Origin of the sequence: Pseudovibrio sp. W74 (assembly GCF_001623085.1) — a bacterium.
Classification (GTDB): Bacteria; Pseudomonadota; Alphaproteobacteria; order Rhizobiales; family Stappiaceae; genus Pseudovibrio.
Genome location: NZ_LMCJ01000040.1, coordinates 2113 through 25431 on the forward strand (window position 1 = coordinate 2113; position 23319 = coordinate 25431).

The following is a 23319-nucleotide window of genomic DNA, read 5'->3' on the forward strand; positions in this document are numbered from 1 at the left end:
GTTGGTGCAGTGCCTTGATGTGAGGGGAGTTTGACCAGATCTCGCCAAAGGGGGCATCCTTCAGGTTTCCCAATGACAACGGGAACATAACACAAGGTGTCACATCACCCTCAGCGGTGACGCATGCAATGCTGATCCCGGCCTGACAGCCTCCCCGGCACGCATCAGTACCGGGTGCGAGTGAAGCCAATCCTGAGGAATGAGCGGACAGATACATATCGGGGTAATCGGCCTTGGCTACCAGCCATGTCTGCAATAAGGCGCGCGCTGTATCAGGTTCCAACCCGTCGCTCAATGCACCGCGTCCGGTGGGTATGAACTGGGAGAGGTTGAACCCATCAACCCCGAGTTGCGCACAAAGCTCTAGCATATCCGGCAATAGATGCGCGTTGCGGCGCATGGCCGTGAAGCAGACGTGGGTTTTCAACCCTGCCTCCAGCGAGATTTCAACCGCCTCTAACGCCTTTTGAAAAGAGCCGGGTCCACGGATGACATTATGTACCTCTTGGGTGCCGTCAATGCTCACCTGTAACCTTGAGAGATCGGCTTGTTTCAATTTTTCGACCGCTTTTTCCGTCAAAGGATATCCGTTGGTACTTGTGCCTACAGTCATGTTCAGGCTGCGGGCATACGTCACCAGTTCTGGTAGGTCCCGGCGCAGCAGTGGTTCTCCGCCGGAAAATGCAACATCCACAACGCCAACATCATTCATTTGCTGCAAAATCTCTTTTGCGCGGCTGGTGGAATAGCCCTTATCGCCCGCTTTGTCCGCATTGGAGGAACAGTGAATGCAGGACAGGTTGCAATGATTGCTTAAAATGAAAACCACGTGCAAAGGATAGGAGGGTCTGAACATGACCACCTCTCAGAAAAAGGATTGCAGGATACGGCTTTCAACAGACTTCAAATCCGGTTGCATGCCGCTGGTTTCATAAAACTCTTCAACAAGATGCAGATTTTGAGCGATAAACTTGCGTAGCCGCTGCGAGGCATTGCAAATATCTTCATAACTGGAGCCGATGCTTTTGTGAGTGATGGTGTCTGAAAATAAAACAGCCTCTGTCAGCGTCGCCTGAGAGAACTTCGAATAATCCTCAAAGCCCCTAAAGCGTGGCTCTACGCCAAAGCGGGCGGGATCCTCATGAATAGGCGTGTGCGGAAACAGGATCATCGGGCTTACCCAGCGCGGAATGCCGCCGACCTTCATGGTTTCAAGGATCAGCTGCTCTGTATCGCATAGCGCAGCTTCATCCTCACCGGGAAGGCCAGCCATCCACCATGTAAACGGCTCGACATTCGCCTGCACCGCCTCGGAAATACTGAGCACCACCTCTTCGCGGTCGAGATGGCGGTTGTTGATCCGCGCCACGTCGTAAGATCCGGTTTCGACGCCAAAATCCACGCTGGCCAGTTCACAACATGCAGCAAGGGCAGCATAGCCCTCATATCCATAACTTTCCGGATGGGCAAAGATGTTGAGGTGAGCGGGGCGAATATCGCGCCGGACTAATTCCTCACTCAGCTCAATGAGTTTGACATTCCCGCCTACAAAAAAATTGTCTTGAATGGTAAAGCGCGTAATGCCTTCGCTCATCAGCGCTGCAATCTGGTCTACGATACGTCTTGCGGAATGAAACATCAGCTTACGCCGACCCTGAAGGCGGCCAATGACGGGTTCCACACACCAGGCGCATTTGAATGGACATGCGCCGCGTGTGGTAGAGATTGCACCCGCGTCCGGTCGAAGTGAGCGGGGTTTGAGCACCGAGTAGCGATAAACAGGAAAATCGTCCATTTCTTCCAGCACCAGTGGTGGCCCGCTATCTCCTGTGCTTGTCACCAGTCCCGGCACGTCTTCAGTGACCCTTCCAGATCGAGCGACCTGCTGGCAAATAGAAAGCAGCGCATGTTCGGCCTCACCCTTGATGACCCCATCCACATAAGGTGCATTGGCACTGGCAATGTCTTCAGCAAACATCGTGGCGTGTTGTCCGCCAATATAGACCAAGACATGAGGCAGCAAAGCCTTTACAAGACGGGCTACCTCAAGTGCGCCAGAGCTGAAATGAACCCAGTTGAGACCAATAGCGATAACTATTGGGTCCTCTTTGAGGATGAATGCTTTCACGTCCTCCTCCTCAAACCCATAATGCAGCGCTAAGGGCACGTGCAGGCCACGCACCTCGAACTCGTGCGCTTCCAACCATGCGGCATTGGCCAGCAAGCCAAGCCCAAATTGCTTATCATCCAGACACGGCGAGGTTTGATTAAAGGAGGTTGGTGGCTGGATAAATAAAACCCGATCACGCTGCCCCATAGCCTCACCCGAACTCAATGAGATTACGCTTGTTCAGCTCTTGTAAAAAGGAAAGGACTGAGCCTCTCAGCACTTCTTCCTCCATATCGCTTTCCTGCAAGAGCAGTTTACCACCCAGATGAACAACTTCATCGATTTCCTTGCCATCACACTGATCAAAGATCGCCTTACCGCTGCTGGTGACAATGTGAAGCTGGTCGGTTTTGGGGTGATAGAGCAGAAAGTTGCCTTCCTCCTCGGTTCGGCAGCGCACGCCCTCGGTGTGGCACACTGTTGTAAAATGCTCGCTCAACCTCTTGCCTCCCTTTTACAACTGGTACCGGAGCCGAACTCTGGCATATCGGGTTTGATCCAACAGGTTGGGTCGCCAGCATAAACATCACCGTACCAAGCATAACTGGCTGCGCGGCACCCTCCACATTTCGCCTTGTGCTCACACACAGAACAGTTGCCTGAGCTGATGTTATCCCGGGAGCGGATCTTGTGAAGTTCGGGCGCGCTGCGCCAGATTTCCGCAAAGCTCTGTTCCTTGAGGTTACCAACAGCAACAGGCAGAACAACGCAAGGGGTTACATCTTGGTCTACGGTTATGCGGCAGTGGGTATATCCAGCCCCACACCCCTTGTAGGGGTCTGCTTCAGCTTCTGGGAGCAGCAAACCAACCCGGCAATCGTGCCAGTCGATTTCCAGCTTACCTTTCCACGTCTCACCAGCCTTGATCCAAGCCTCCAAAAGCGTACCAAGCTCTTGAGGAGAGGGCATCAGGTCAACACCACCCCGTGTGGTATAAACATACTCCGTGAGGTTGATTTTTTCCGCGCCAAGGCGATGCGCCAGCGCAATCATATCCTGAGCCTCGCCCAAGTTGGGTTTCATTGGGGTGTAATTTATGGTTACCCGCACACCAGCCTCAGTCAGGTATTGTGCTGCTGTACAGGCCTTGTCAAAAATACCCGACAGCCCGCGGATTGCATCATGAGTTTCGGCTGTCGCACCATCCAAACTGACGCTCACATTAGAAACCCCGAGCTCCTTCAGTCGTCTTGCGACCTCCGGAGTTACCAATATTCCATTGGTCGCAAACGTAACCCGCATACCTAGGGAGGTAGCATGGTCTATCAGTTGCTCCCAATCCGAACGTAACAGCACCTCACCACCAGAAAGCGCAAGAATGAAGACACCGGCCTCTGCAAGCTGATCAATCAACTCCAGTGCATCCTCAAGAGGCCAATAGTCAGGCCCTCTGCCAAACAAAGCGTCGGAATAGCAATGCACGCAGCGGGCATTGCAATCCAGTGTTGTTTCCCAAACAACATAAAGAGGGGAAGATAGCTTCATCGCGACACCTCAATTAAGGGGTGCAACGGCGCCGAAACGCCGTTGTCCTCAACCAATTTTTAAAGATAGGTTTGGCAGATTAGGCAACCATCCACGCCATGGCAGAGAGAGATCCAAGATCGTCGATTGATAGTGCACCGAAAGGAGCTATTTCAGTTTTACCTGGCGTTCCCACATGAATATCGAGGGAGCTGATACGGCCATCCTGGAGGCGGAAGTTATGGGTAAAGGGCGCCTGAAGGCCTTCTCCCTTTTTGTTGATGATGTAGCGCAGGCCACTTACAACGATGTGCTCATCATTCTTGGCGTTGGCTACATTTACCTTAGACAAGTTGGTTGCCAACATGCCATCCACGCCCCTGGCGCGGTTTTGGTAGAACCCTGCGATTTCATCACGTTTCGTATAGCTTTTTTCGCCGATCGACTCTTTGCCGTGAATGGAAAGCGTTCCGCCTGAGTGCCACAGCTCCATAATGGTGTCAGTATTAAACTTTTCACCCTTCACTGCATGAGCATCCATTTCCTTCACTGCGGCAAAGTACTTCTCAATGACACCCATGTTACTTAAAGGCGTCAAGCTAGTTTTATTAAGCTCGCGTATATCCATAACTGTATTCCTCTCTTTCACTTATTTTGCTAATAAAAGGAAGTTGCTATGAAAATAAAGCACGACATTCAGTAGACTAACTTGATGTAAATCAACTATCCTTCTGCTGATTTTACATTTGATGCCTGCTATTCATCAATATATTTCGCGCTAATATGGCATTATTCATAATAACTAAATTTATGTAGTACTTAGCAAGAGGGCGAATTAATCAGGTGCGCGTAAATGTGTAATTTGAATATGCTCTGATGAGAAAATATACTTTCTTCAGCATAAATTGAATGAGATCGACTTGAAGTTGTGTCTTACTCCGACGGGTGAGTTTGCTTAGTCAGATCGAGTGGCAGGTAAGGTCACTCAGCAACATGCCTGTAATCAGGGCCAAATGCGGCCATTCGAGCTGTTCTATCAATGGTTGAAGCGGCCTGGATGGCAGGCTGTCAGAGTTCCCGAGACTGCTTTCATTTCCTAGACAAAGTTCACGGTACTAATGAAAAAGGCCGTGCTCAGGATGGGGGCAAATTAACAGAGATGGCGCATATGAATTTTTGATGATTGGAGAGCACTTGCCCACCACCTAAGTTTTCAGGTGGCGGGCAGGTTTATGTGGGGTAGTTGGCCTTGCTCAGGCAGGAGAATGGTCAGAACTTCAGAGCAATGTTCGCTTTGAGTCCCTGATCAGTGAAGCTGGAACCGAACTGGCCATCGTATGCCAGACCCAAGGTCGTGCTATGTCCCAAATCCACCGATGCTCCCAGATTCAGCAGGAGGGCATCTCTGGCAATCGGGATACTGGCAACGGAGAAGTCATCGCCTCCGGCAAAGGCATGATTGACAACAGGTGTTACATCGCCAAACGCATGCTGCCAGGCAGCTTGTGCTGATAACTTCGCGGTGAATTGACCAAGGTTCGCCCGTGTCTCTGCCCGCAGCCCGATACTGGTGAAGGTGCTGTCCATTGTCTGGCGATCAGCCTTCAGCGCAGCAGAGCCACCGGTTTCGGAGTACCCATCGCTGGACAACTGGACGTAGGATATACTGGCAAAAGGCTCCAAACTGGTTGCTGCAAAATCAAAACGGTACCCTGCTTCACCAAAGATCTGCGCAGTGTGCGCCGTATAGGACCCTGACAGGTTCTCAGTAAAGCCAGTGAAGGCGACCGAACGGGTCGTGTCGATATCATGCCATGCATAGCTACCACCTGCGCGCACCCCCAGAGGCCCAAACTCTGTGCCACCATAAGCACCAAGATGCAGCGTATCTGCTGTCGCTGAGGACGTTCTGCCATTCACTTCGAAACTGCTGTTGTCGTAGCCACCGAAAAAGCCAAAGCGGGAACTTTCACCAATCTGGACATCTCCACCTAGAAGGAAACCGCCGATTGACCGATCAAGCCTTGCGGCATTGCTGTTTCCACTCCAGCGTCCCCAGGACCCAAAACCTTGCCCCCAGAACGTGAGGCTTTCGCCAACGCGCTTTTCTACTTGCTCTTGTCCATCCGCTGCAACGGAATCCATTGCAGCACGCACACGATTGAGGGCTGCCTCGCGGGCAAAACGGCTATCTTCAATCAGCGCTGTTTTTATTGAGGCATGAGCTTCGCCTGAAAGCTGATCGAGTGCTCCTGCTGCATCCGCATTGGAAAGGTTCAAGACTGAATTGAACAAGTCTCCGATGCCAAGTGAGAATGCACCCTCACCCGCAGCGCACTGATTAGCACTCATCCCGGGCATGCAGAACGAGCTAGATACTAATTGGGAACTCAGATAAACGTTGTTGGCATCATAAGAGAGAACAAAATCAAGGAATGCGAAGTCATCTGTTGGTGCGGGTGAATCAAACGTTCCGGAGACGCCCCCTACAGCGCTCATAATCGTATAGACCGTATTTGTAGTGTAGGTTGAGCCATCGTCGGTTCCGTTTTCCGGCTTCACATGCACCGTACCACCATTGATCGTCACAGTACCGCTGGCGGCCAGCAGATCGTTGTTGATGCCTGCCACGTTGCCCCCATCGTTCAATTCAACGTCAAAGGTTGATCCACTATTGAAAACAAGAGAAGTCGCATTCAGAGTCCCAACGGAGTTTCCCGGTGCGACTACAGCACCTGATTGGAAAGCAACAGCCCCTACAGTCCCCGAGCCACCAAGGGTGCCGCCATTGACCGTAACATCGCCAATGGTGCCATTAACAACCAGCTCGCCACCGGAAACAATGGTGTCGCCGGTATAGGTGTTGGTGCCGGTTAGGATAGTGGTGCCTGCAAGCTGATTGACACTGCCAGTCCCGCTAATATCTGCGGAGAAGGTGTAGTCACTATCCGTGTGGTTGAAGTTGATTACCCCGGTACCGTCACCAAATTTAACTGCTGTGGCATCCAGACTGCCTGCGGCCTGCGCGGTGTCGCCAGCGGCAGCCCCAATATTGAGCGTGCCATGAGAACCTGTCACCCTGCCCAGATAAACGCTGTTCTCCACATCAACCACGCCACCATCTGAGATCGTTAGGGTACCGTTTCCGAGCAATCCGATGTTCATATAGTGGCTGTTTTCCCAGAGAGAACCAACTCCGGTCACGACTACGTCCCCCGAAGAACCAGCTTCAGAACCGATCCCCCCTTTTTTACTGGTCACCCGACCACCTTCGCTAATGGTTAGAGTTCCGACCCCATAACGTCCCACGTAAAGGCTAGTCCCGCTTGCATCCAACCCGAAATCGTTCTTCCAATGCGACCCTTCTCCGATTACCTCCACTGTTCCGGTAGAGCCTGCAAAAGTGCCAATCTGGCCATGCATGCCGGAAACTAAACCGCCCTCCAAGATATTCAGGGTTCCGTTTCCAAAGCGCCCGACATAAAAGCCGTTGGTAGTTTGCAGGCGCGAAGAAGGCCCTGTCACTGTTGCAGCCCCATAAGAACCTGAGCTTTTCCCGAGAAAGGTTGAAAGACTGGCGGACACATCGCTGCCATCAACAACGGTCAGAGACGCTGTTTCAGGTCCACCAACGCTAATAGTTCGACCGGCCAGAGTGGCGCCATCCCTGAACTCCAGCGCTCCTTCTGAAACAGTGGTGTCGCCACTATAGGAGCTGTCACCCGTCAGGACGAGTGTTCCAAGACCAGTTTTGTCCAGTGATCCAGTCCCGGTCAGGTTGGAGGTAATGGTTGAGGTCAAACCGGTGCCCGAGCTGGTTCCGTCCCCAACCCTGAATGAAACGGTATCAGCGCCAGCACTTATGATGATATCACCTCCAGTTATGCTGTAACCATCGGAGGCAAACTGCATGCCTTTGGAAATTGAAACTCCAGCACTATCCACTGTGACTATGCCCGTTGTTCCCTGGAAAATCAGTGTGCTGTCCGGTTGATAAGGTGCGCTTGCTGAGCCAGTGGCATCGGTCCAGTTGGTTCCCGCAGTGCTCCAGGTGCCAGAACCACCATGAACGGCTCCATCAGCACTTGTCACCGCTCCGTTCCAGAAGCTCAGCTGGTCCGGGTTCACCAGAAGATTGACCTGTCCGGCTGTTGCTGTCTGCACGTTGTAAAGCAAGCCCGTGGGCGCGGTGCCCACCACCAGACCGTTATCGGTCAAGCTGCCACCATAGGTGATCAGGTTATAGACCCCGGCGTCAAAGCCACCTGCATCAGTGACATTGAGCGATCCATCCAGCGTCAGATCACCGCCAACAGTGATGAGGTCACTGTCTACACCCGCTGTGCCAGACGGAGATCCAAGCTCAAAATCCAGAACGGATGCGGAGGTCAGATTAAGGTCACCGCCAATCGTCAGCCTACCCGGACTGTTACCCGCTGCAATCGTTCCGCTTGCAACGGACACCGATCCGCCAATCGTGCCTGACCCACCAAGGCTACCGCCGTTGACTGTAACATCACCAATGGAGCCATTAACAACCAGCCTTCCTCCCGAAACGGTGGTGCCGCCGGTATAGGTGTTGATGCCGGTCAGGATGGTGGTGCCAGCAAGCTGATTAACACTGCCATTCCCGTTAACGGCAGTCGAGAACGTGTAGTCGGTATCCGTGTGGTTGAAGTTGATCACCCCGGCACCGTAACCAAATTCAACCGCTGCGGCCTCCAGAACGCCTGCTGCTTGCGCAGTTTCGCCAGCAGCAGCACCAATATTGAGTGTGCCTTGTGAAACAGTGTCGACGGCCAGCTCGACATCACCATCTACATCCACGATGGCGCCATCTGCGATCGTCAGCGTCCCGGGCGCTCTATCTCCAACGATTATACGATTACTGCTCTCCCAAACGGAGCCTCCGCCCGTCACTGTAACAATACCCGAACTGGTCCCACTGAAGCTGGCACTGTCAAAGCCAATGTTGGCGAGACCAGAAGTGACCCTGCCGCCATTCTCTATTTTTAGGGAGCCGGCACCATACTGGCCGACGAAGAGAGTTCCGGCCTCCCAGACGGATCCGTCATTCGTCACAGTCACGGCACCTGTGGCGTCAGCCCCACCGATAACACTGCTCAGACCATTGGTAACCCTGCCGCCATCGGAGATGGTCAGCGTTCCGGTCCCATACACACCAACTGTAGAGTTAGTTGCAACATCTAACGAAGCCCCTGAACCCGTCACTGTCACGCTGCCCGACACGCGGCCAATATTCAGAAATCCACTATTAACCTCACTGCCCTCTCCAATGGTTAATGCGCCGGTACCGGCATAGCCGACCCTCAGCGCTTGAGTGTCGGTCAAAACACTCCCGCCGCGCAACTCCAGGGTACCGCCGGAAACTATAGTGTCGCCCGTGTAAGTGTTAGTTCCTGTCAAAATTGTGGTGCCGGAAAGTTGATTGACACTGCCATTCCCGCTGACATCCGCAGAAAAGGTGTAGTCACTATCTGTGTGATTGAAGTTGATCACCCCGGTACCATCACCAAATTCAACCGCTGCGGAATCAAGCGTCCCGGCTGCAGCAGCCGTTTCACCGCTGCCCGCACCAATGTTCAAAACGCCAGAACCAGTTGAATGAGCGCCCAGCTTAGTTGCTCCAGACACACTAACTGTTGCATCTTTGGAAATCGTCAGAGTGCCTTCGCCGCCGAGGCCGACAAACAGATTGCCCGAATTCTCCCAGGTTGACCCGGTGTCGGTCACCTCAACTGTGCCGATTGAGCCAATACCATGACCGATAATGCCGTTTGTATTACTCACCGTGCCACCATCGGATACCGTTAGAGTGCCATCGCCGGCGGCGCCGACATGCAGGTTGCCCGAATTGTCCCAGGTTGATCCGGTCCCTGTCACCTCAATTGTGCCGGTTGAGCCACTGCCGCCGCCAATAATGCCGTACTGATTGTTCACCGCGCCGCCATCGGATACCGTCAGAGTACCATCGCCTTGTTCGCCGACAAACAGGCCGCTCGAGATGTCCCAGGCTGATCCGGTGCCGCTCACCTCAACTCCGCCGGTTATGTCACTGTCGCCGCCGATGTAACCGTTCGAGCTACTCACCGCGCCGCCATCAGATACCGACAGTGTGCCATCTCCGCTTTCGCCGATACGAATGCTGTTCGAATTGCTCCAGATTGACCCAGTGCCGATCACTTCAACACTGCCAGTCGAGTCACTTTGATAACCGACATAACCGAACGCGCTTCTCACTGTGCCGCCATCGGATACCGTCAGAGTGCCGTTACCATAGTGACCGATACTCAGATCCACCGAATTGTCCCAGGTTGACCCGATGCCGGTCACCTCAACTGTGCCGGTTGAGCCACTGTTTTGGCCGATATAGCCGTGCGTATTACTCACCGCGCCACCATCGGACACCGTCAGAGTGCCATCGCCGTCGACGCCGACATATAGACGTTGCGCCTCTGCCGTTCCGTTGGTGGTTTTATTCGTTACAGTGGTCGGGTTGGGTGCTGTGGTATCAATGGTAACATAATGTGTACTATTCGGGATAATATCACTAGACCAGTTATCCTCAGTAAACCAGTCGGTCGAGTGGTTACCTTCCCAAGCCTGCCCAAGGGCGCCTGTTGCTCCGGACAACACCAAAGGCCCTGATACAATTACCGCAGCTGCAACATAGGGCGCTCGACTTGCTGTAACACCGGCCATTTTGGTCATGCGTCCACCGCACTTCAGACGGTTCAGAAAGTGCTTGTAACATACTGTTGTCGGGGGCGTAGTCATGTGGTTATCGGAACTCTTAGTTCTAATTCTTTGATGTACTCATCACACTTCAAGACCTGACCGTTTTGACGTGAAATGACGTGGAGTTTGTCGGTGCTTGTTCAGGAACACTCGTCAGCTTTTGGTATGGCTTCTCGAAAAGGCGCAAAATGGTACCTGCGAAGTGCTTCCGGTTCGGATGAACACTTTTTGTGGGCAACGCGCTCATGCGTAACGGTCTCTGCCACTCATTCGGATTGAAGTGGTGGAGAGAAAAAATGAGCAACTGCATCAGATTAGAGATGGTCTCTTGCTATGTGCTGTCGCTCATTTCATCCGGCTCGGCCCATCTTTGGTAGACTTTTCAATTACTTCATCGGCTGAAAATACTTAGGCTCCTAAACCTTCACAATAGAAAGAAATTGAAGGCTTTATCGCTATTAGCGATGAGGCAGAGGAGGAGGAATGCGGTCTCTTTTACGAGGTACATCAGTGGCCAAAATGTTGAGCAAATCTTGGATACAAGACTGCACGAGCTGCATAACGTCTTAGAGGCGGCGAAGGTTGTCATAAACGAAGCGAGTGGGTCAGCGTTTTGAGCGGGAGTGAGCAATTGGCAAAATGCAAGGGTCGCCAGTGACACTGCTTGGAACTCAATCGGAGATATAGTGTTTTTCGAATGGAGTAACAGTTGCCCTTCGTTGAATGAAACTTGATAGAGTTTCCGGCGTAGATTTATTGCGGAGCTCCTCCTCTAAGTATATGGATCCTCTATAACAATGTGGGACAGTTCTCTGTTTACAGAGTGAATGTAGTTTGCCGCACAGCTCAGGCCGTAGACAATTGTGGCACACCCAAGCGCATAAGCCAGTGTAGTGTGCAACTCCGCTAGAAAATTTACGCTTTCCCCATGCACCCAACTCGCCACAGTAAGTCCCAAAGAGCTGCTAGGCCTTTCATTTACCAGCAATCTCACTCCACCAACGAGAGGCAAAATTACAAGGAGAGCAAATAGCACTGTGATTGATAGGCGAAAAAACCAATGGTGCGATTTCTTAAGAAGCCTGCGCTTTTCTACAAAGTAAAGTAGAATAAGCTTTCCAAGAATGGCGATCAAAAGTCCCATCCCCCAATATGCATGGAAGCGCGTGTAGCCCGCCGCATCGATCTCCGTTGCCCTCTGTCCTAAAACCCCAATCCCGAGCAGAAATTGAAAAGCACCCAAAACCAGAATTGCCCAGGTAAAGGTCTGAGATAGGTTCCTAATTTGAGTATTGTAATCTGAAAGCTGCATTGCTCACCCTTCCTCTAGGATCCAACTTTTCGGCAATTTCATTTGCAGAAATGGATTAGACTCTGGACTTTCACAACAGAAAGAAATTGAAGGCCTTATTGCTATTAGCTATGAGGTGAAGGAGGAGGAACACAGGCTCTGTTGGAGGACACTTCAGTGGCTGAAATGTAGGATAAACTGTGCATAAGAAGCTGTATGTGCCGCATGATTTACTGATGGCAGTGCCGGAAGAACGACCACCTGTTTGTGTTTGACTAGGCCACTGTGTTTGTCATCAAGGCCAAGTGAGTAGATCATCTTTTGTGCAGGAGAGAGTAACCAGGCAAATTGTAAGGCCTGTCAGCAATACCGCTGAGAAGCAGTACAAAGACATTCGACGCAGGTCATTTGGAAGTAAGCTAACCTGCCGCCTGTCAGAGCTACGAATACTCTTAAGCCAATACAGTTATCATTGAGCAATCTTTGTGATGCTAATGATCGCGAGCCCCAAACAGAAAACGCCACAGGAGGCTGCGCTTTAAACAGAAGTGTGTAGGCTTGTGAAGCTGCCAATTTGACCACATTTTGAAACTGTTAGAAATAGACATAGCGGCCAAACCGTCGCAAACCGTTTGCTCATATGCCCTAAAAACTGGGAGATTTTCTGATATTGCAGCTTCCGTGTAATATCGTCGATTTTCGAGATTAAAAGACCGAGATCCTAGATATAGCGCGTCTGCGCCAAGATTATATTCAAGAGAAATGACATCCAAACTGAGTTGATCTTAGAGAACGGCCAATTTCAGTGTGTTCTAGGACCAGAATAAAATTTGGAATAATCATACACTAAGAAATAAGTAGAGAAGAACCTCGGTAAATATTTCTTCCGAGGTTCATAATCGCTTAGCTTAGTAAAACATGATCAGACAAATGAGGCTAACGTGGCGCATGGACAGTGCGCAAATACGGCAAAATGGTATTCACCACACCGAATTTCGTTTGAGCATCCTCCGTGCTAACCGCTGGCGGTACAATCACATCTTGTCCTACCTGCCAATCAGCTGGGGTAGCAACGCCTTTGGCAGACATTTGCAGGCCATCCAAAGCACGCAATATTTCGGAAAAATTACGACCAACAGACATCGGATAGGTCATCATAAGTTTCACCTGCTTGTCAGGTCCAATGATAAACACTGAACGTACTGTGGCAGAGTCTGCTGGCGTCCGACCGTCTGGCATCACATATTCCGCTGGCAGCATGTCAAATGCTTTTGCCATCTCTAAATCGTCATCAGCAACAATTGCAAACTCTGGCCTGGCCCCGCCAACGGCTTCAATGTCACCTTTCCACTTTTTATGGTCTTCAACACCATCTACCGAGATACCCAATACCTTGGTGTTTCTAGCTTCCCATTCCTTCGCCAGTCTTGCAACAGCACCAAATTCAGTTGTGCAAACGGGTGTAAAGTCTTTAGGGTGCGAGAAAATTATCGCCCAACTGTCGCCAACCCAGTTGTGCAGGTTGAGTTTTCCCTGATCAGTCGTCACCGTCAAATCGGGAATTGTATCGTTTATACGTAAAACCATGGTTTGTCCTTTCGATAATGTCCACGGACATGATGTAATTTGCTGTGAGGCCATTTGAGTTAGCCGGCTGCATGGCTAATTATTACCAACTCATACAACATGCTCACGCTGATGCGTTTAGCCTATGCACGACTACACAGCCGAACTTCGCGTGCCAAAGTGGAAAATAAAGGTTTACTTGTTCAAATTTGAACAACTTGGCTGGAAGCAATCGGGCATTCGTTATCATTACTTCACACACCTCAGGTGTTGAGATATAATTGCTTCACTATCTAGATATAATACTTGAAGATCCAAAATTGCTTGTATGTTTTTATCGACAATAGTTATCGAAGCATACAGATCCCTCAACCTACATATCATTTGCTCGCAATTTTAGATTAGGCACTGCGATTTAATGTAATTGGTAGGTGGTCTCACCTTATTTGCCAGCGCTTATTTCATACAGCTCGTCTCATATTCATTATGCCTTCTAGTGATACAACGGCGGCTTGTAAGTGGCTCAATAGATCGCTGCAACAAAAAGAATTTGATGGCCCTATTGCTGTAAGCTATGAGCTGAGAGGTTCACGTCCGGTTCTGTGAGAGCCCGAGAGGGAAATTCATTCAGGCTACTCGATCAACTAAGGAGGCTTTGTTTACTTCCTCCATTTTTGAGCCTAAAAACACCGACCTACAGTTGAAACCTCGCATTAGCTGAGAATACGTCGGACACCTGCGAATGTCCGCAAATGGTCACGCGCGACGCGTCAGGAATGGCTAGGATTTCGGGCCAATATCGGACCTTCGCATGTTTCTATCAAGAGTTGAGGCAGCCTTCATAGAAGCGTCTTCAGCTATCTTCATGAAGGGTTTGTAATTCTCTAAATAGCCATTCATGTAGCGTGCCGTTCTGCCTCATTTATCACTCCTGTCGGAGGATTTTGGGACAAATCACTCCCTTATTCATGTCTATAAGGCTTCGATGGGGAACTCCATGTAAGCTAATGAGAGCATTTGAAAGCCGGATTTCACCCATCTTAGCTCCTGCTGATACTCTTTCAGATTAACTCGGGAAAAAGCATTGACTTCATCGAGGCTGTCAACATTAGAACTATCGGCAGTTTTTTAATTCTCAAGAGTTTTTAGAAACTTGTTATCTGCCATTAACGAGCGAGTGTAACATTCTCTATTGGAAGTGGGTGTCGCTTAATGTGAGGTTCAAAATAGCCCCCTCCCTCTTGCCCGAATATTCTAACGTTCTTGCTAACAGCTCATTGCTATGATTTTTCCGCTAACACCACTTGCCGAACCGCCGAAAACTTATGAAGCGTAGCGGTGACCAGAACTCCTAGATACGCAGTTCCCATCATGTCATGCTGACCACCTAGAAACCAAGTAAACTTCCGTCTGTCGATAGACGATGTCAATAAGACTATTAACACGGTTTAAGATCGGCTGTGAGTTTTGTATGCCTCATGACCATGGTTTTGTGAAATTTCACAAAACCATGAAAGCAAAAGCTCAATGAAAGAGAATAATCCCATGAAACAACGTTTCCTCTCCACTTCGGTATTGGCCTGCTTGATCCTGGGTTCACTTGCTCAGGCGAGCTTCGCGCAAGAAGCTTCCTCAAACGACTGTTCTGTTGCGGAGTTCACCATGGGCTTGCGTTTCCAGCAGCAATCAGCGGAAGTTCGGGCACTACAGAGACAAGCCTATAACATTGCTACGCAGAAACTTGCAGCTGCAGTCGAAGCGGCAGATGATCCTTCAAAACTGGCTATTGTTTCTGATCTGGATGAGACTGTGATTGATAATAGTGCTCTGTTGGCTCGTGACCTGAAGAACTGCCATACATATGATGTATGGGACACTTGGCTCCCATGGGAGCGCGATGGTAAGCCGACATTGATCCCCGGAGCAAGGGAATTCTTAAACTACGCAGATGAACTGGGGGTTTCTATTCGCTATATTTCAGACCGTGCGGACAAGCAGAAAGATTACACACTGGCCACATTGAATGAGCTGGGTTTACCACAGATCAGCCCCGAGACTGTTCTTCTGCTTGGACCACCCAAAGTGGAGCGACGTGAGATTGTGCGGAAGGATCACCAGATTGTTCTGATGCTGGGGGATACATTGCATGACTTCGACGGCGGTTTCCGCAAAACTCCTCTGGATCACCAGAAATCTCTTGTCGATGAGAATGCCGCTAAATGGGGTGCAGAGTGGATCGTTTTCCCGAACACCGCCTACGGCACGTGGTCCGAAGCTCCTTTGACCACATGGAGCGATGAGACCATCATTGAAAAATGGTGACTAGATCAATTTATCCTTTCAAGTCGCTAGGTTTTCTGGTGATTGATTGGCCTTAATGCTCGACTAATATGCGTAGAAGTGGTGTCAGAGGCTCATGTCTTTGTTGGTTTGCGAAAACATTCGAAGGTCTATGAGGTGAGCATGGCACCACTTGTACAGCCCTGCGCAGAAAGACAAGCTGGGAAGTTGGTTTACGGTGCAGGATTTTCTTTTACCGAAAAAGAGGATTGAAACATTACATGCGTTGTACCCGGATTAGAAGCGCATACTAAAGCTGTATATCCGCAGTGTCTGTCTGTTTTCTCAGGGCAAGATGACGACCGCACTAAGTGATTACTCAAGTCCTTTAACGTATAAAGGTCAGGCTACGCAGTACCTCAAAGGCATTGGTAACCCGACTCTATCTCTTGAATTCTATAAGTTTACACTTAAAACTTCAGAATGAGCTGCGTCGAAGGCTTCACGAAGGGAGCTTTCTTTGGAGCGATCAAGATTTGTTCGGATGATATGACCGCCCTGTTGACCAAGCTTTTCAATGACTTTGTCGGATACTTCCTTGCGGACCATCATAAACAAAGCTGCCTGCCCTGGTTTTAGTACAGAAGCGACGTCCTTCATGAACTTGTCGTTGATGCCATAATCACTGAGGGCTCCGCTAAGCGCGCCAGCTGATGCGCCTGCGACGACACCTAGAAGCGGGTTCATGAAGATTAGACCAATCAGCAGTCCCCAAAATGCACCTCCTGCGGCTCCAGCAGTCCACATGTTGACCATCTGGATGAGTTTTATTTTGCCATGTTCGTTTGCCTTCGCAACAACTGCATCTGCAATTTCAACCATATACTCGTGTTGTAGCTCTAACAGTTCTTCACGGGCTTTTTCTGCTTCTGCTTCATTATCATAGCCAATGACAATCAATTCGGACATTTTTATCACCTTGTTTCGGTCTGAAAAACAAGCAAAACAGGCTTGAACATCGATCATTGGGCTTGTTCGATTGTGCAAGTCTGTACTGTTTGCTAGCAAGCTATGGAGCAGATGGACGTGCTGTGTCTGTTAGCTGGTTAACAGGCTACCAAATATTTTTGAGTTATGTTGGAGGCTTTCGTATAGCGCATTCGTTTTGTCAGAGCTTTTCTAATAAGTGGGACTTCATTCACTCTGCATACTCTGGGACTGCGTCGGCCAAGTCTTTAAGCTTTTTGAGTTTGATAATGCTAAGGTAACCGTCTTCTAATTCAATGATGCCTTGCTTCTTAAAGTCATTGAGAGTGAGGTTGACGGTTGGCCTTGAGCATCCGACAAGGGTTGCCATCTCACCTTGTGTTAAACGCACATTGATGTTGATGCGATTGTTATTTTCCTGCCCTAGGTCACTTGCGAGCAGGCTTATCATTTTTGCCATGCGCGATGTCGCACTTTTAAAAATCAAATCTTCAGCTCTGGTCTCAATCCGTTGCAAGCGCTTTCCAACTTGTTTGGATATCGCAAAACTAAAACTTGGTGCGGTTTGCATTAGTTCGATGAAAACCCTCTTCGGAAGTTTTAAAACACCACATTGGTCGATCGCTACAGCAAAGCTTTCACGAGGGTCGTTGTTGAGTGCGGATAGCTCACCAAAAACCTCTCCCGGTTCAACAAAGCCAAGAGTGAACTCGCCGCCAGAGTCTGAACAACGGTATAGCCTCGTTAAGCCCTTTTCGAGCAAATACACGGTGTCAGGTTCAATCATAGGAGAAAAGATCGTTTCTTTGTCCTAAAACATCTGAGTTCTTGAAGCTAAACGTATATTTTTAAGAGTGTCATCTGGCAGCGCGTCGAGCCAGTTAATCGTTGCAAGGTGCCAATGCGACAACTTTGCCTCCCCCTTTTCATAAATGGACAACATGCAGCAAAAGCAATTTTGAAAACATATTCTATATGCATTCAATTGTCTCGTTATCCGCCATTTAAGGCGAAAACAACAAATTAAATAGTGATAATTTTGAGCATTAATAAGCTTTGCTGTTGGCCAGCTAACAGCGAACGTATGAGCGGGGGTGTTAATGGTTCGACTGTGGGTTGGAAAACCGACCTACCTATTAGAAACATTAGATAATTAGCTCTAAAGGGAACGTTAGCTCATGCGATTTTTGGGTATTACACTTGCATTATTGCTTGCCAGTGGGAGCAGCGTCTATGCAGATGAAGCTGCTACATCAAAGCGTGATATGTCAAAACTCACTTGTGGTGAGTTTTTGGAGATGAGTGCACCTGATGCGGTTGTTACACTTTTCTGGATTGATGGCTACCTATCCAGCAAAGATAATGCACCAGTGTGGGATGCTGAAACTTTTGTCGAGCATCGCGACAAACTCGTAAAGATTTGCACCTCCGAAGATGCCAAGGGAAAATTCCTCTTCGAAGAAGTGGAAGACCTGAACTAAATTTGCTTTGATGAGAGGCTGCCATGCAGTCTCATTTTTGGCGAACTCGTGCCAACTAAGTAAGGGAATTGCTCTTTGAAGAATTTTCAAAGATGCAATTTCCTTAGTGTTTTGCCCTCTGATACAGCACCTGAAATATGAGAAATCAACGTACCAAAAGTGAGCATCAAATAGGTGCACTTGCGCTTACTTTGACGACTGCTGCTTTATTCATGACACTGCGTAATATGCCAATGATGGCTGAAACCGGGATGAAAATGATCCTCTTCAACCTCATCACTATTTTCGCTTATCTTATACCTGTGGCCCTTGTTTCCGCCGAACTTGCAACAGGGTGGCCAAAAAACGGAGTGTACCACTGGGTTGAAGAAGCGTTTGGAACACGTATGGGATTTGTTGCTGTCTGGATGCAATGGATCCAGAGTATCTTTGGGATTACTTCTATTCTAGCCTACATAGCGGCTTCTCTTGCATATGCTTTTGACCCAGAACTCGGTGCCAATAAGTACTTCATAGTATTCATTATCTTGTCTGTTTACTGGATTGCTACCCTTGTCAATTTCCGAGGCAGTAAAGGCTCAGGCATAATAAGCTCAGTCGCTGTTTCTGCGGGAGTATTATTGCCTTCTGTTCTCCTGATTGCATTGGGCGCAATCTATGTAAGTTCTGGAAATGAGCTCCATCTAGATACGACATTGTCTGCCAAAAATCTGGTCCCATCAGTTTTGGAGGCCGGGAATCTGGTTCTCTTCTTGAGCTTTATCTTTGGTTTTGTTGGGGTTGAAGTATCAGCCAGCCATGCTTGAGAAGTTAAGAATATACGACGTGTCTATCCCATCGCAATCTTCAGCGCCGCCGGGATTGGATTTGTAACAACGCTGTTGGGTGGATTGACTGTCGCTTCGGTGTTACCTGCGGAGTCTATTGATCAAATCAACGGTGCAATGCAAGCCTTCTCTGCTTCACTCACGCATTTCGGCCTACTGTGGCTTATACCGATACTAGCAATTCTTGTTGCTTTAGGTGCTGCAGGACAGGTGAGCACTTGGATTGTGGGACCTGTGAAGGGGCTTTTAGCAGCCGGACAAGCGGGAAATTTGCCTCTCTGGGCGCAAAAGGTGAATCACCAGGGCGTACCTACAAACCTCCTCATTTTACAAGCCGTACTTATCTCGCTTATTGCCATGTTCTTCCTTGTTGTCAAAGATGTAAATACAGCGTTCTTGATACTCACCTCAGCCGCGGTCCTCATATACTCACTGATGTATATCCTGATGTACGCTGCAGCGATACGTTTGAGATACACACACCCGAAGGTTGAGAGAGCTTATCGTGTTCCTGGTGGGAACAAAGGTATGTGGCTCGTTGCTGGAACTGGCTTAGCTGCCTCTGTGGCATGTTTTGCAATTGGCTTCATTCCTCCGCTTAATAGTGTTTTCTCCATCAAGTCCTTTGAGTTCTTGATGCTTGCAGGTCTCGCACTTGTTGTCGCTATTCCGGTCTTACTATTTTCGTTTCGCCGACCGTTTTGGTCACTGATAAAAGCGACCAGCTAAAAGGACCCCAATAATGGGAAATACCAAACCAGATATGGCCAATACTAATGTAGATTCATCGATGTTGATGCCCTCTTATGGTGGGAGAGTGATGCGCGAACCCATCCCTAAATTTAGTTTGCCTGATAAACAGATGGAAGCTGAGACCGCATACCGCATCATTCATGATGAACTCATGCTTGATGGCAATGCTCGGCTTAATATGGCAACGTTTGTCACAACGTGGATGGAGCCTCAGGCTGAGCGCCTGATGGCCGAAACCTTTGATAAGAACCTGATTGACAAAGATGAATACCCAAACACCGCAATGATTGAGGAGCGATGCATCAAGATTGTCGCGAACCTCTTTCATGCTCCTGATGGGTTTACTGGCTCGTCAGCAATAGGTTCGAGTGAAGCTGTCATGTTGGCGGGCATGGCGTTGAAGTGGAAGTGGAGAGACCGACAAAAAGGGAAAGGTAAACCCACAGATAAACCGAACTTAATCCTTGGAACAAATGTACAAGTCGTTTGGGAAAAATTCTGTCGTTATTGGGATGTCGAGCCAAGATTTGTTTCAATGGCGTCCGATCGGTATGTGATCGATCCTGACGAAACCATTGCAAAAATTGATGAGAATACCATTGGTGTTATTGCAATTTTGGGGACGACGTATACAGGCGAATACGAACCGATCAAAGAGGTTCACGATGCCTTGGTAAACTCCAATGAACAGACTGGTTTTGAAGTCCCTCTCCATATTGATGCCGCTAGTGGTGGATTTGTTGCTCCGTTTTTGCAGCCAGAACTGGAATGGGACTTCCGCTTGCCATTGGTTAAATCGATCAATGTATCAGGCCATAAATATGGTTTAGTTTATCCGGGTGTGGGCTGGGTTGTTTGGCGGGACAAAAGCGATTTGCCTGATGATCTTGTATTTCATGTAGATTACCTCGGCGGCGATATGCCGACCTTCACATTGAACTTTTCTAGGCCAGGTAATCAAATCGTAGGCCAGTACTATAATTTTCTGCGGTTAGGTCGAGATGGCTACACAAGGATAATGGAGAACTTACGTTCAATTGCCAGCTATCTGTCCCAGAACATCGCGCAAATGGGTGAGTTCGAATTACTCAGTGATGGAAGTACCATTCCGGTCTTTGCATTCAAAATGAAAGATCCGAGCAAATACACGGTGTACGCGGTTTCCGAATACCTGAGAGTTCATGGCTGGCAAGTTCCTGCATATGCAATGCCCGAGGGAGCTGAAGATATACACGTTCTCAGGATTGTTCTCAGGGAAGGTTTCAGCCGTGATATGGCAGAGCTGCTTCTCAACGATTTAGCAACTGTGATCGAGAAGTTAGAACGAGAATCAAAGAATGGACATGAGGCTCCAGAAAAACACTTTGCTCACGTGTAGCCGCCCTACCACAAATTATTAGCATGCTAAGCATATCAAACCAGTATTTCTGAATTCAATCGTACTAGCCTGAGAGTGACTAGGCTAAACCTGTCGTTTTTCAGGCAGGTTTGATATGCTCCTGCATCTAAATTCAATATGAGCGTCCGGCAAAGGTAGCCAGTTTCTTGGGTAATTTTAGTTACACAGCTTTTTAAGCGTAACACCACGGCATGAGGTCATTGATACGAGTGATCTTGTACTCTGCGATTTGGACAAGAACCCAGGTAAGCTAAGCCTGCGGGTCAACATTGTTAAGCTTGGCGGTTTGTATGAAGGTATAGGCGATTGCCGCAGCCCTGCCCCTATCTAGGCCCAGGAAGAGATAATTTTTCTTCCTAAAGCCACGAGTTTCATGATCCGCTCAGCCGCGTCGTTGTTCAATTGTGACAGCATAAGATAGTTTGTAATGCTGGCGGTGTTAGGAAAAATAAAATTTGTAATCTCTAGGCGCATCTAAAGCTTTGAGATTGAATATATTTTCTCTGTCAGCCTAACACCCATGAAATGAGAGTTTTTGATAGTTCATATGTTGTTGGAGAGTAATAAAGATTCACACTAACGAGGGATTAGCGGACCTTTGCTGACGTTCAATGCACTGCGAAAACTCCGGCAAGTGAGAGGCCGTTGCTAACGTCGAGGGCCAGAAGCGGACACTCGGGCAATTCTATCATGGGTTGAGACACGCTAACCCGAAGTCCCTCCATTTTTCTCAAACCAGGCCACTTTTTGGTGGTCCCCATCTATCAAGCCTCCCAACTCGGTCTGTTGCGCATGGTGTCAGCCCATCTCAATACATGAGAGCAATCGCCGGGAATAGGTATGTTAAAAGCGTCTGCGAGCATCAGCGCAGTCATACCTTCGACATCGGCGAAGCTAAAGGTATCGCCGGCAATAAAAGGCCGTCGGTCAGACATCTCGTCGTTCAACCAGATCCACTTTGCGGGAATAGATTGACGCTGGGTCTCAGCAAATTCAGGCACTTGATCTACTACCTCGGCGAAGAGAGCCATCGTATGCCGAACCATCAGGCCGTAGGCCATGAAGATATGGCTGTGGATGCGCTCGCTCCACATCGCGATATTGCCTTGATCAAATGCGCTGACACCCATCAGCGGAATCTTGGGGAATTTAATATCAAGAAACCGACATATCGCCCGGCTTTCCGTGATGACACGGCCATCATCCAGCTCAAGAGCAGGAACCTCTCCCAGGGAATTTATCTTGCGATATTCAGGAGTGCGTGTGCCGCTGCCAAGCTCAAGCTCGACACGTGGAATACTGATGTCTTTTTCGGATATGAAAATGCGGACACGCTTGGTGTTTCCAGACATAGAGTTGTAGAGTTTCATGTCAATCTAGGTCCTTTTTAGTTTGTCATAGGAGATTCCGCGACAGAGCCTTCTCCATGTGAGCGACCTTGATGGGTTGGATGCCCCACCCCGACGGCATCGCAATGTGCCATTATAGTTAGACTTGGTCTTACTAACAAAGGGAGCAGCATCCATGGAAGAAGTTAGCATCATTGGGATTGATCTTGCAAAGCGTGTTTTTCAACTCCATGGGGCCCGAGGTGACGGGTCAGTTGCGTTCCGTAAGAAATTATCACGCAAGCAGTTGCTACCGTTTTTGGGCAAGCAGCCTCCCTGTATTGTTGCAATGGAGGCTTGTGCGAGTTCCCATTATTGGGGCCGTGAGATTGGCGTCAGCATTCTCAACACAATAACCAAACTCGGCAGGCCCGCGTTCGAAGCAATCCCATGACCTGAATTTACGGGTTTGGGCGTGCTTTAAGCTATTCACGACCCGTGCAACAAGGCCATCCTAGGTTTAGATCTCGCTCTGGCTGGGGCTGTCCGGTCTCAGGTCGAACGTCAGGTATGGTCACTCAGCAACATGCCTGTAATCAGGGCCAACTGCGGACCTTTGGATGGTTCAATCAAAAGCTGAACTTGCTCGATTGTAGGCTTTCGCAGAGTATGTATAGAAGACTCAACTTATCTGACACCGCTGCTTTTCCAGAGAACTGGATCAGCAGCGGTGCAACTCTTGCAAGAGAGTGTGGTTCTCGGTTTTATTGGTGTTGCAAACCAACCCTAAAACGAAGGCAAACCACAATGTTGAATACTACTGACAAGATCATCAAACACAAAACCGGATTGTTGAATCTGGCTGAATAGCTGGGCAATGTTTCCCAAACCTGCCAGGTTGGGGATGTTAGCGTGTGGTATGCCTGCTGAAACAAGGTCAGCCACACGACTATTCTGCTTGACCCCACGTTTATGCAAGGACTTAATCTTCGCGGCAGAAAGTTCGTAGCAATG

15 protein-coding genes and 2 pseudogenes are annotated in these 23319 nt (G+C 49.1%); 5 read left to right on the forward strand and 12 right to left on the reverse strand.

All coding sequences use genetic code 11. The features are described 5' to 3' along the window. The 8 genes from PsW74_RS19365 to PsW74_RS19400 all read right to left on the reverse strand — a co-directional run. Positions 1 to 856: radical SAM protein (locus tag PsW74_RS19365; RefSeq protein WP_153042448.1), on the reverse strand; the 856-nt coding region annotated here is incomplete at its 3' end. 9 nt (positions 857 to 865) lie between these two features. After that, entirely contained in the window at positions 866 to 2317 is a 1452-nt protein-coding gene (locus PsW74_RS19370; protein ID WP_063289746.1) for a radical SAM protein, read from the reverse strand. Positions 2318 to 2321: 4 nt separating this feature from the next. Further along, positions 2322 to 2609 carry a PqqD family protein gene (locus PsW74_RS19375; protein ID WP_063289745.1) on the reverse strand — a complete coding sequence of 96 codons (288 nt, stop codon included), beginning with the start codon at positions 2607 to 2609 and terminating at the stop codon, positions 2322 to 2324. Further along, positions 2606 to 3655 carry a radical SAM protein gene (locus tag PsW74_RS19380; protein WP_063289744.1) on the reverse strand — a complete coding sequence of 350 codons (1050 nt, stop codon included), beginning with the start codon at positions 3653 to 3655 and terminating at the stop codon, positions 2606 to 2608. The genes PsW74_RS19375 and PsW74_RS19380 overlap by 4 nt, the downstream gene beginning before the upstream one ends. A 79-nt stretch (positions 3656 to 3734) precedes the next feature. Then, positions 3735 to 4262 (reverse strand): nuclear transport factor 2 family protein, encoded by a 528-nt coding sequence (locus tag PsW74_RS19385; RefSeq protein ID WP_153041746.1) that lies wholly within the window; start codon positions 4260 to 4262, stop codon positions 3735 to 3737. A gap of 641 nt (positions 4263 to 4903) precedes the next feature. Beyond that, on the reverse strand, positions 4904 to 10432 hold the full coding sequence (locus PsW74_RS19390) for an autotransporter domain-containing protein (protein WP_082830631.1): 5529 nt from the start codon (positions 10430 to 10432) through the stop codon (positions 4904 to 4906). Positions 10433 to 11165: 733 nt separating this feature from the next. Continuing rightward, complete coding sequence (locus PsW74_RS19395; RefSeq protein ID WP_063289727.1) at positions 11166 to 11705, reverse strand: hypothetical protein; 540 nt, start codon at positions 11703 to 11705, stop codon at positions 11166 to 11168. Positions 11706 to 12620: 915 nt separating this feature from the next. Next, positions 12621 to 13271 carry a peroxiredoxin gene (locus PsW74_RS19400; protein ID WP_041768617.1) on the reverse strand — a complete coding sequence of 217 codons (651 nt, stop codon included), beginning with the start codon at positions 13269 to 13271 and terminating at the stop codon, positions 12621 to 12623. Between the two features lie 1524 nt (positions 13272 to 14795). Between PsW74_RS19400 and PsW74_RS19405 the strand changes: the two genes are divergently transcribed. Continuing rightward, entirely contained in the window at positions 14796 to 15572 is a 777-nt protein-coding gene (locus PsW74_RS19405; protein ID WP_063289730.1) for an HAD family acid phosphatase, read from the forward strand. Positions 15573 to 15986: 414 nt separating this feature from the next. Here the strand turns inward: PsW74_RS19405 and PsW74_RS19410 are convergent, their stop codons facing one another. Both PsW74_RS19410 and PsW74_RS19415 read right to left on the reverse strand, forming a co-directional pair. Next, positions 15987 to 16556, reverse strand: a complete 570-nt coding sequence (locus tag PsW74_RS19410) for a DUF1269 domain-containing protein (protein WP_343286508.1) — start codon at positions 16554 to 16556, stop codon at positions 15987 to 15989. Between the two features lie 172 nt (positions 16557 to 16728). Beyond that, a complete protein-coding gene (locus tag PsW74_RS19415) occupies positions 16729 to 17316 on the reverse strand; it encodes a Crp/Fnr family transcriptional regulator (protein WP_275484649.1) in 588 nt (195 codons plus the stop codon). Positions 17317 to 17695: 379 nt separating this feature from the next. On the opposite strand from PsW74_RS19415, the gene PsW74_RS19420 reads away from it, so the two are divergent. The 3 genes and pseudogenes from PsW74_RS19420 (at position 17696) to PsW74_RS19430 (ending at position 20956) form a co-directional block, all read left to right on the forward strand. Next, positions 17696 to 17998, forward strand: coding sequence for an HdeA/HdeB family chaperone (locus PsW74_RS19420; RefSeq protein ID WP_063289725.1), 303 nt, complete (start codon positions 17696 to 17698; stop codon positions 17996 to 17998). Positions 17999 to 18210: 212 nt separating this feature from the next. Further along, positions 18211 to 19554, forward strand: a pseudogene (locus tag PsW74_RS29885) (amino acid permease). 13 nt (positions 19555 to 19567) lie between these two features. After that, the gene (locus PsW74_RS19430; RefSeq protein ID WP_082830632.1) at positions 19568 to 20956 is read left to right on the forward strand and encodes a glutamate decarboxylase; all 1389 of its coding nucleotides are present in this window, start codon (positions 19568 to 19570) and stop codon (positions 20954 to 20956) included. Positions 20957 to 21741: 785 nt separating this feature from the next. Here the strand turns inward: PsW74_RS19430 and PsW74_RS19435 are convergent. Further along, positions 21742 to 22347, reverse strand: coding sequence for a glutathione S-transferase family protein (locus PsW74_RS19435; RefSeq protein WP_082830633.1), 606 nt, complete (start codon positions 22345 to 22347; stop codon positions 21742 to 21744). Between the two features lie 154 nt (positions 22348 to 22501). Between PsW74_RS19435 and PsW74_RS19440 the strand changes: the two are divergent. After that, positions 22502 to 22690 (forward strand): annotated as a pseudogene (locus PsW74_RS19440) (IS110 family transposase); the annotation flags it as partial. A gap of 401 nt (positions 22691 to 23091) precedes the next feature. Here the strand turns inward: PsW74_RS19440 and PsW74_RS29135 are convergent. Beyond that, on the reverse strand, positions 23092 to 23319 hold a 228-nt coding region (locus PsW74_RS29135), incomplete at its 5' end, for a hypothetical protein (RefSeq protein ID WP_206599942.1).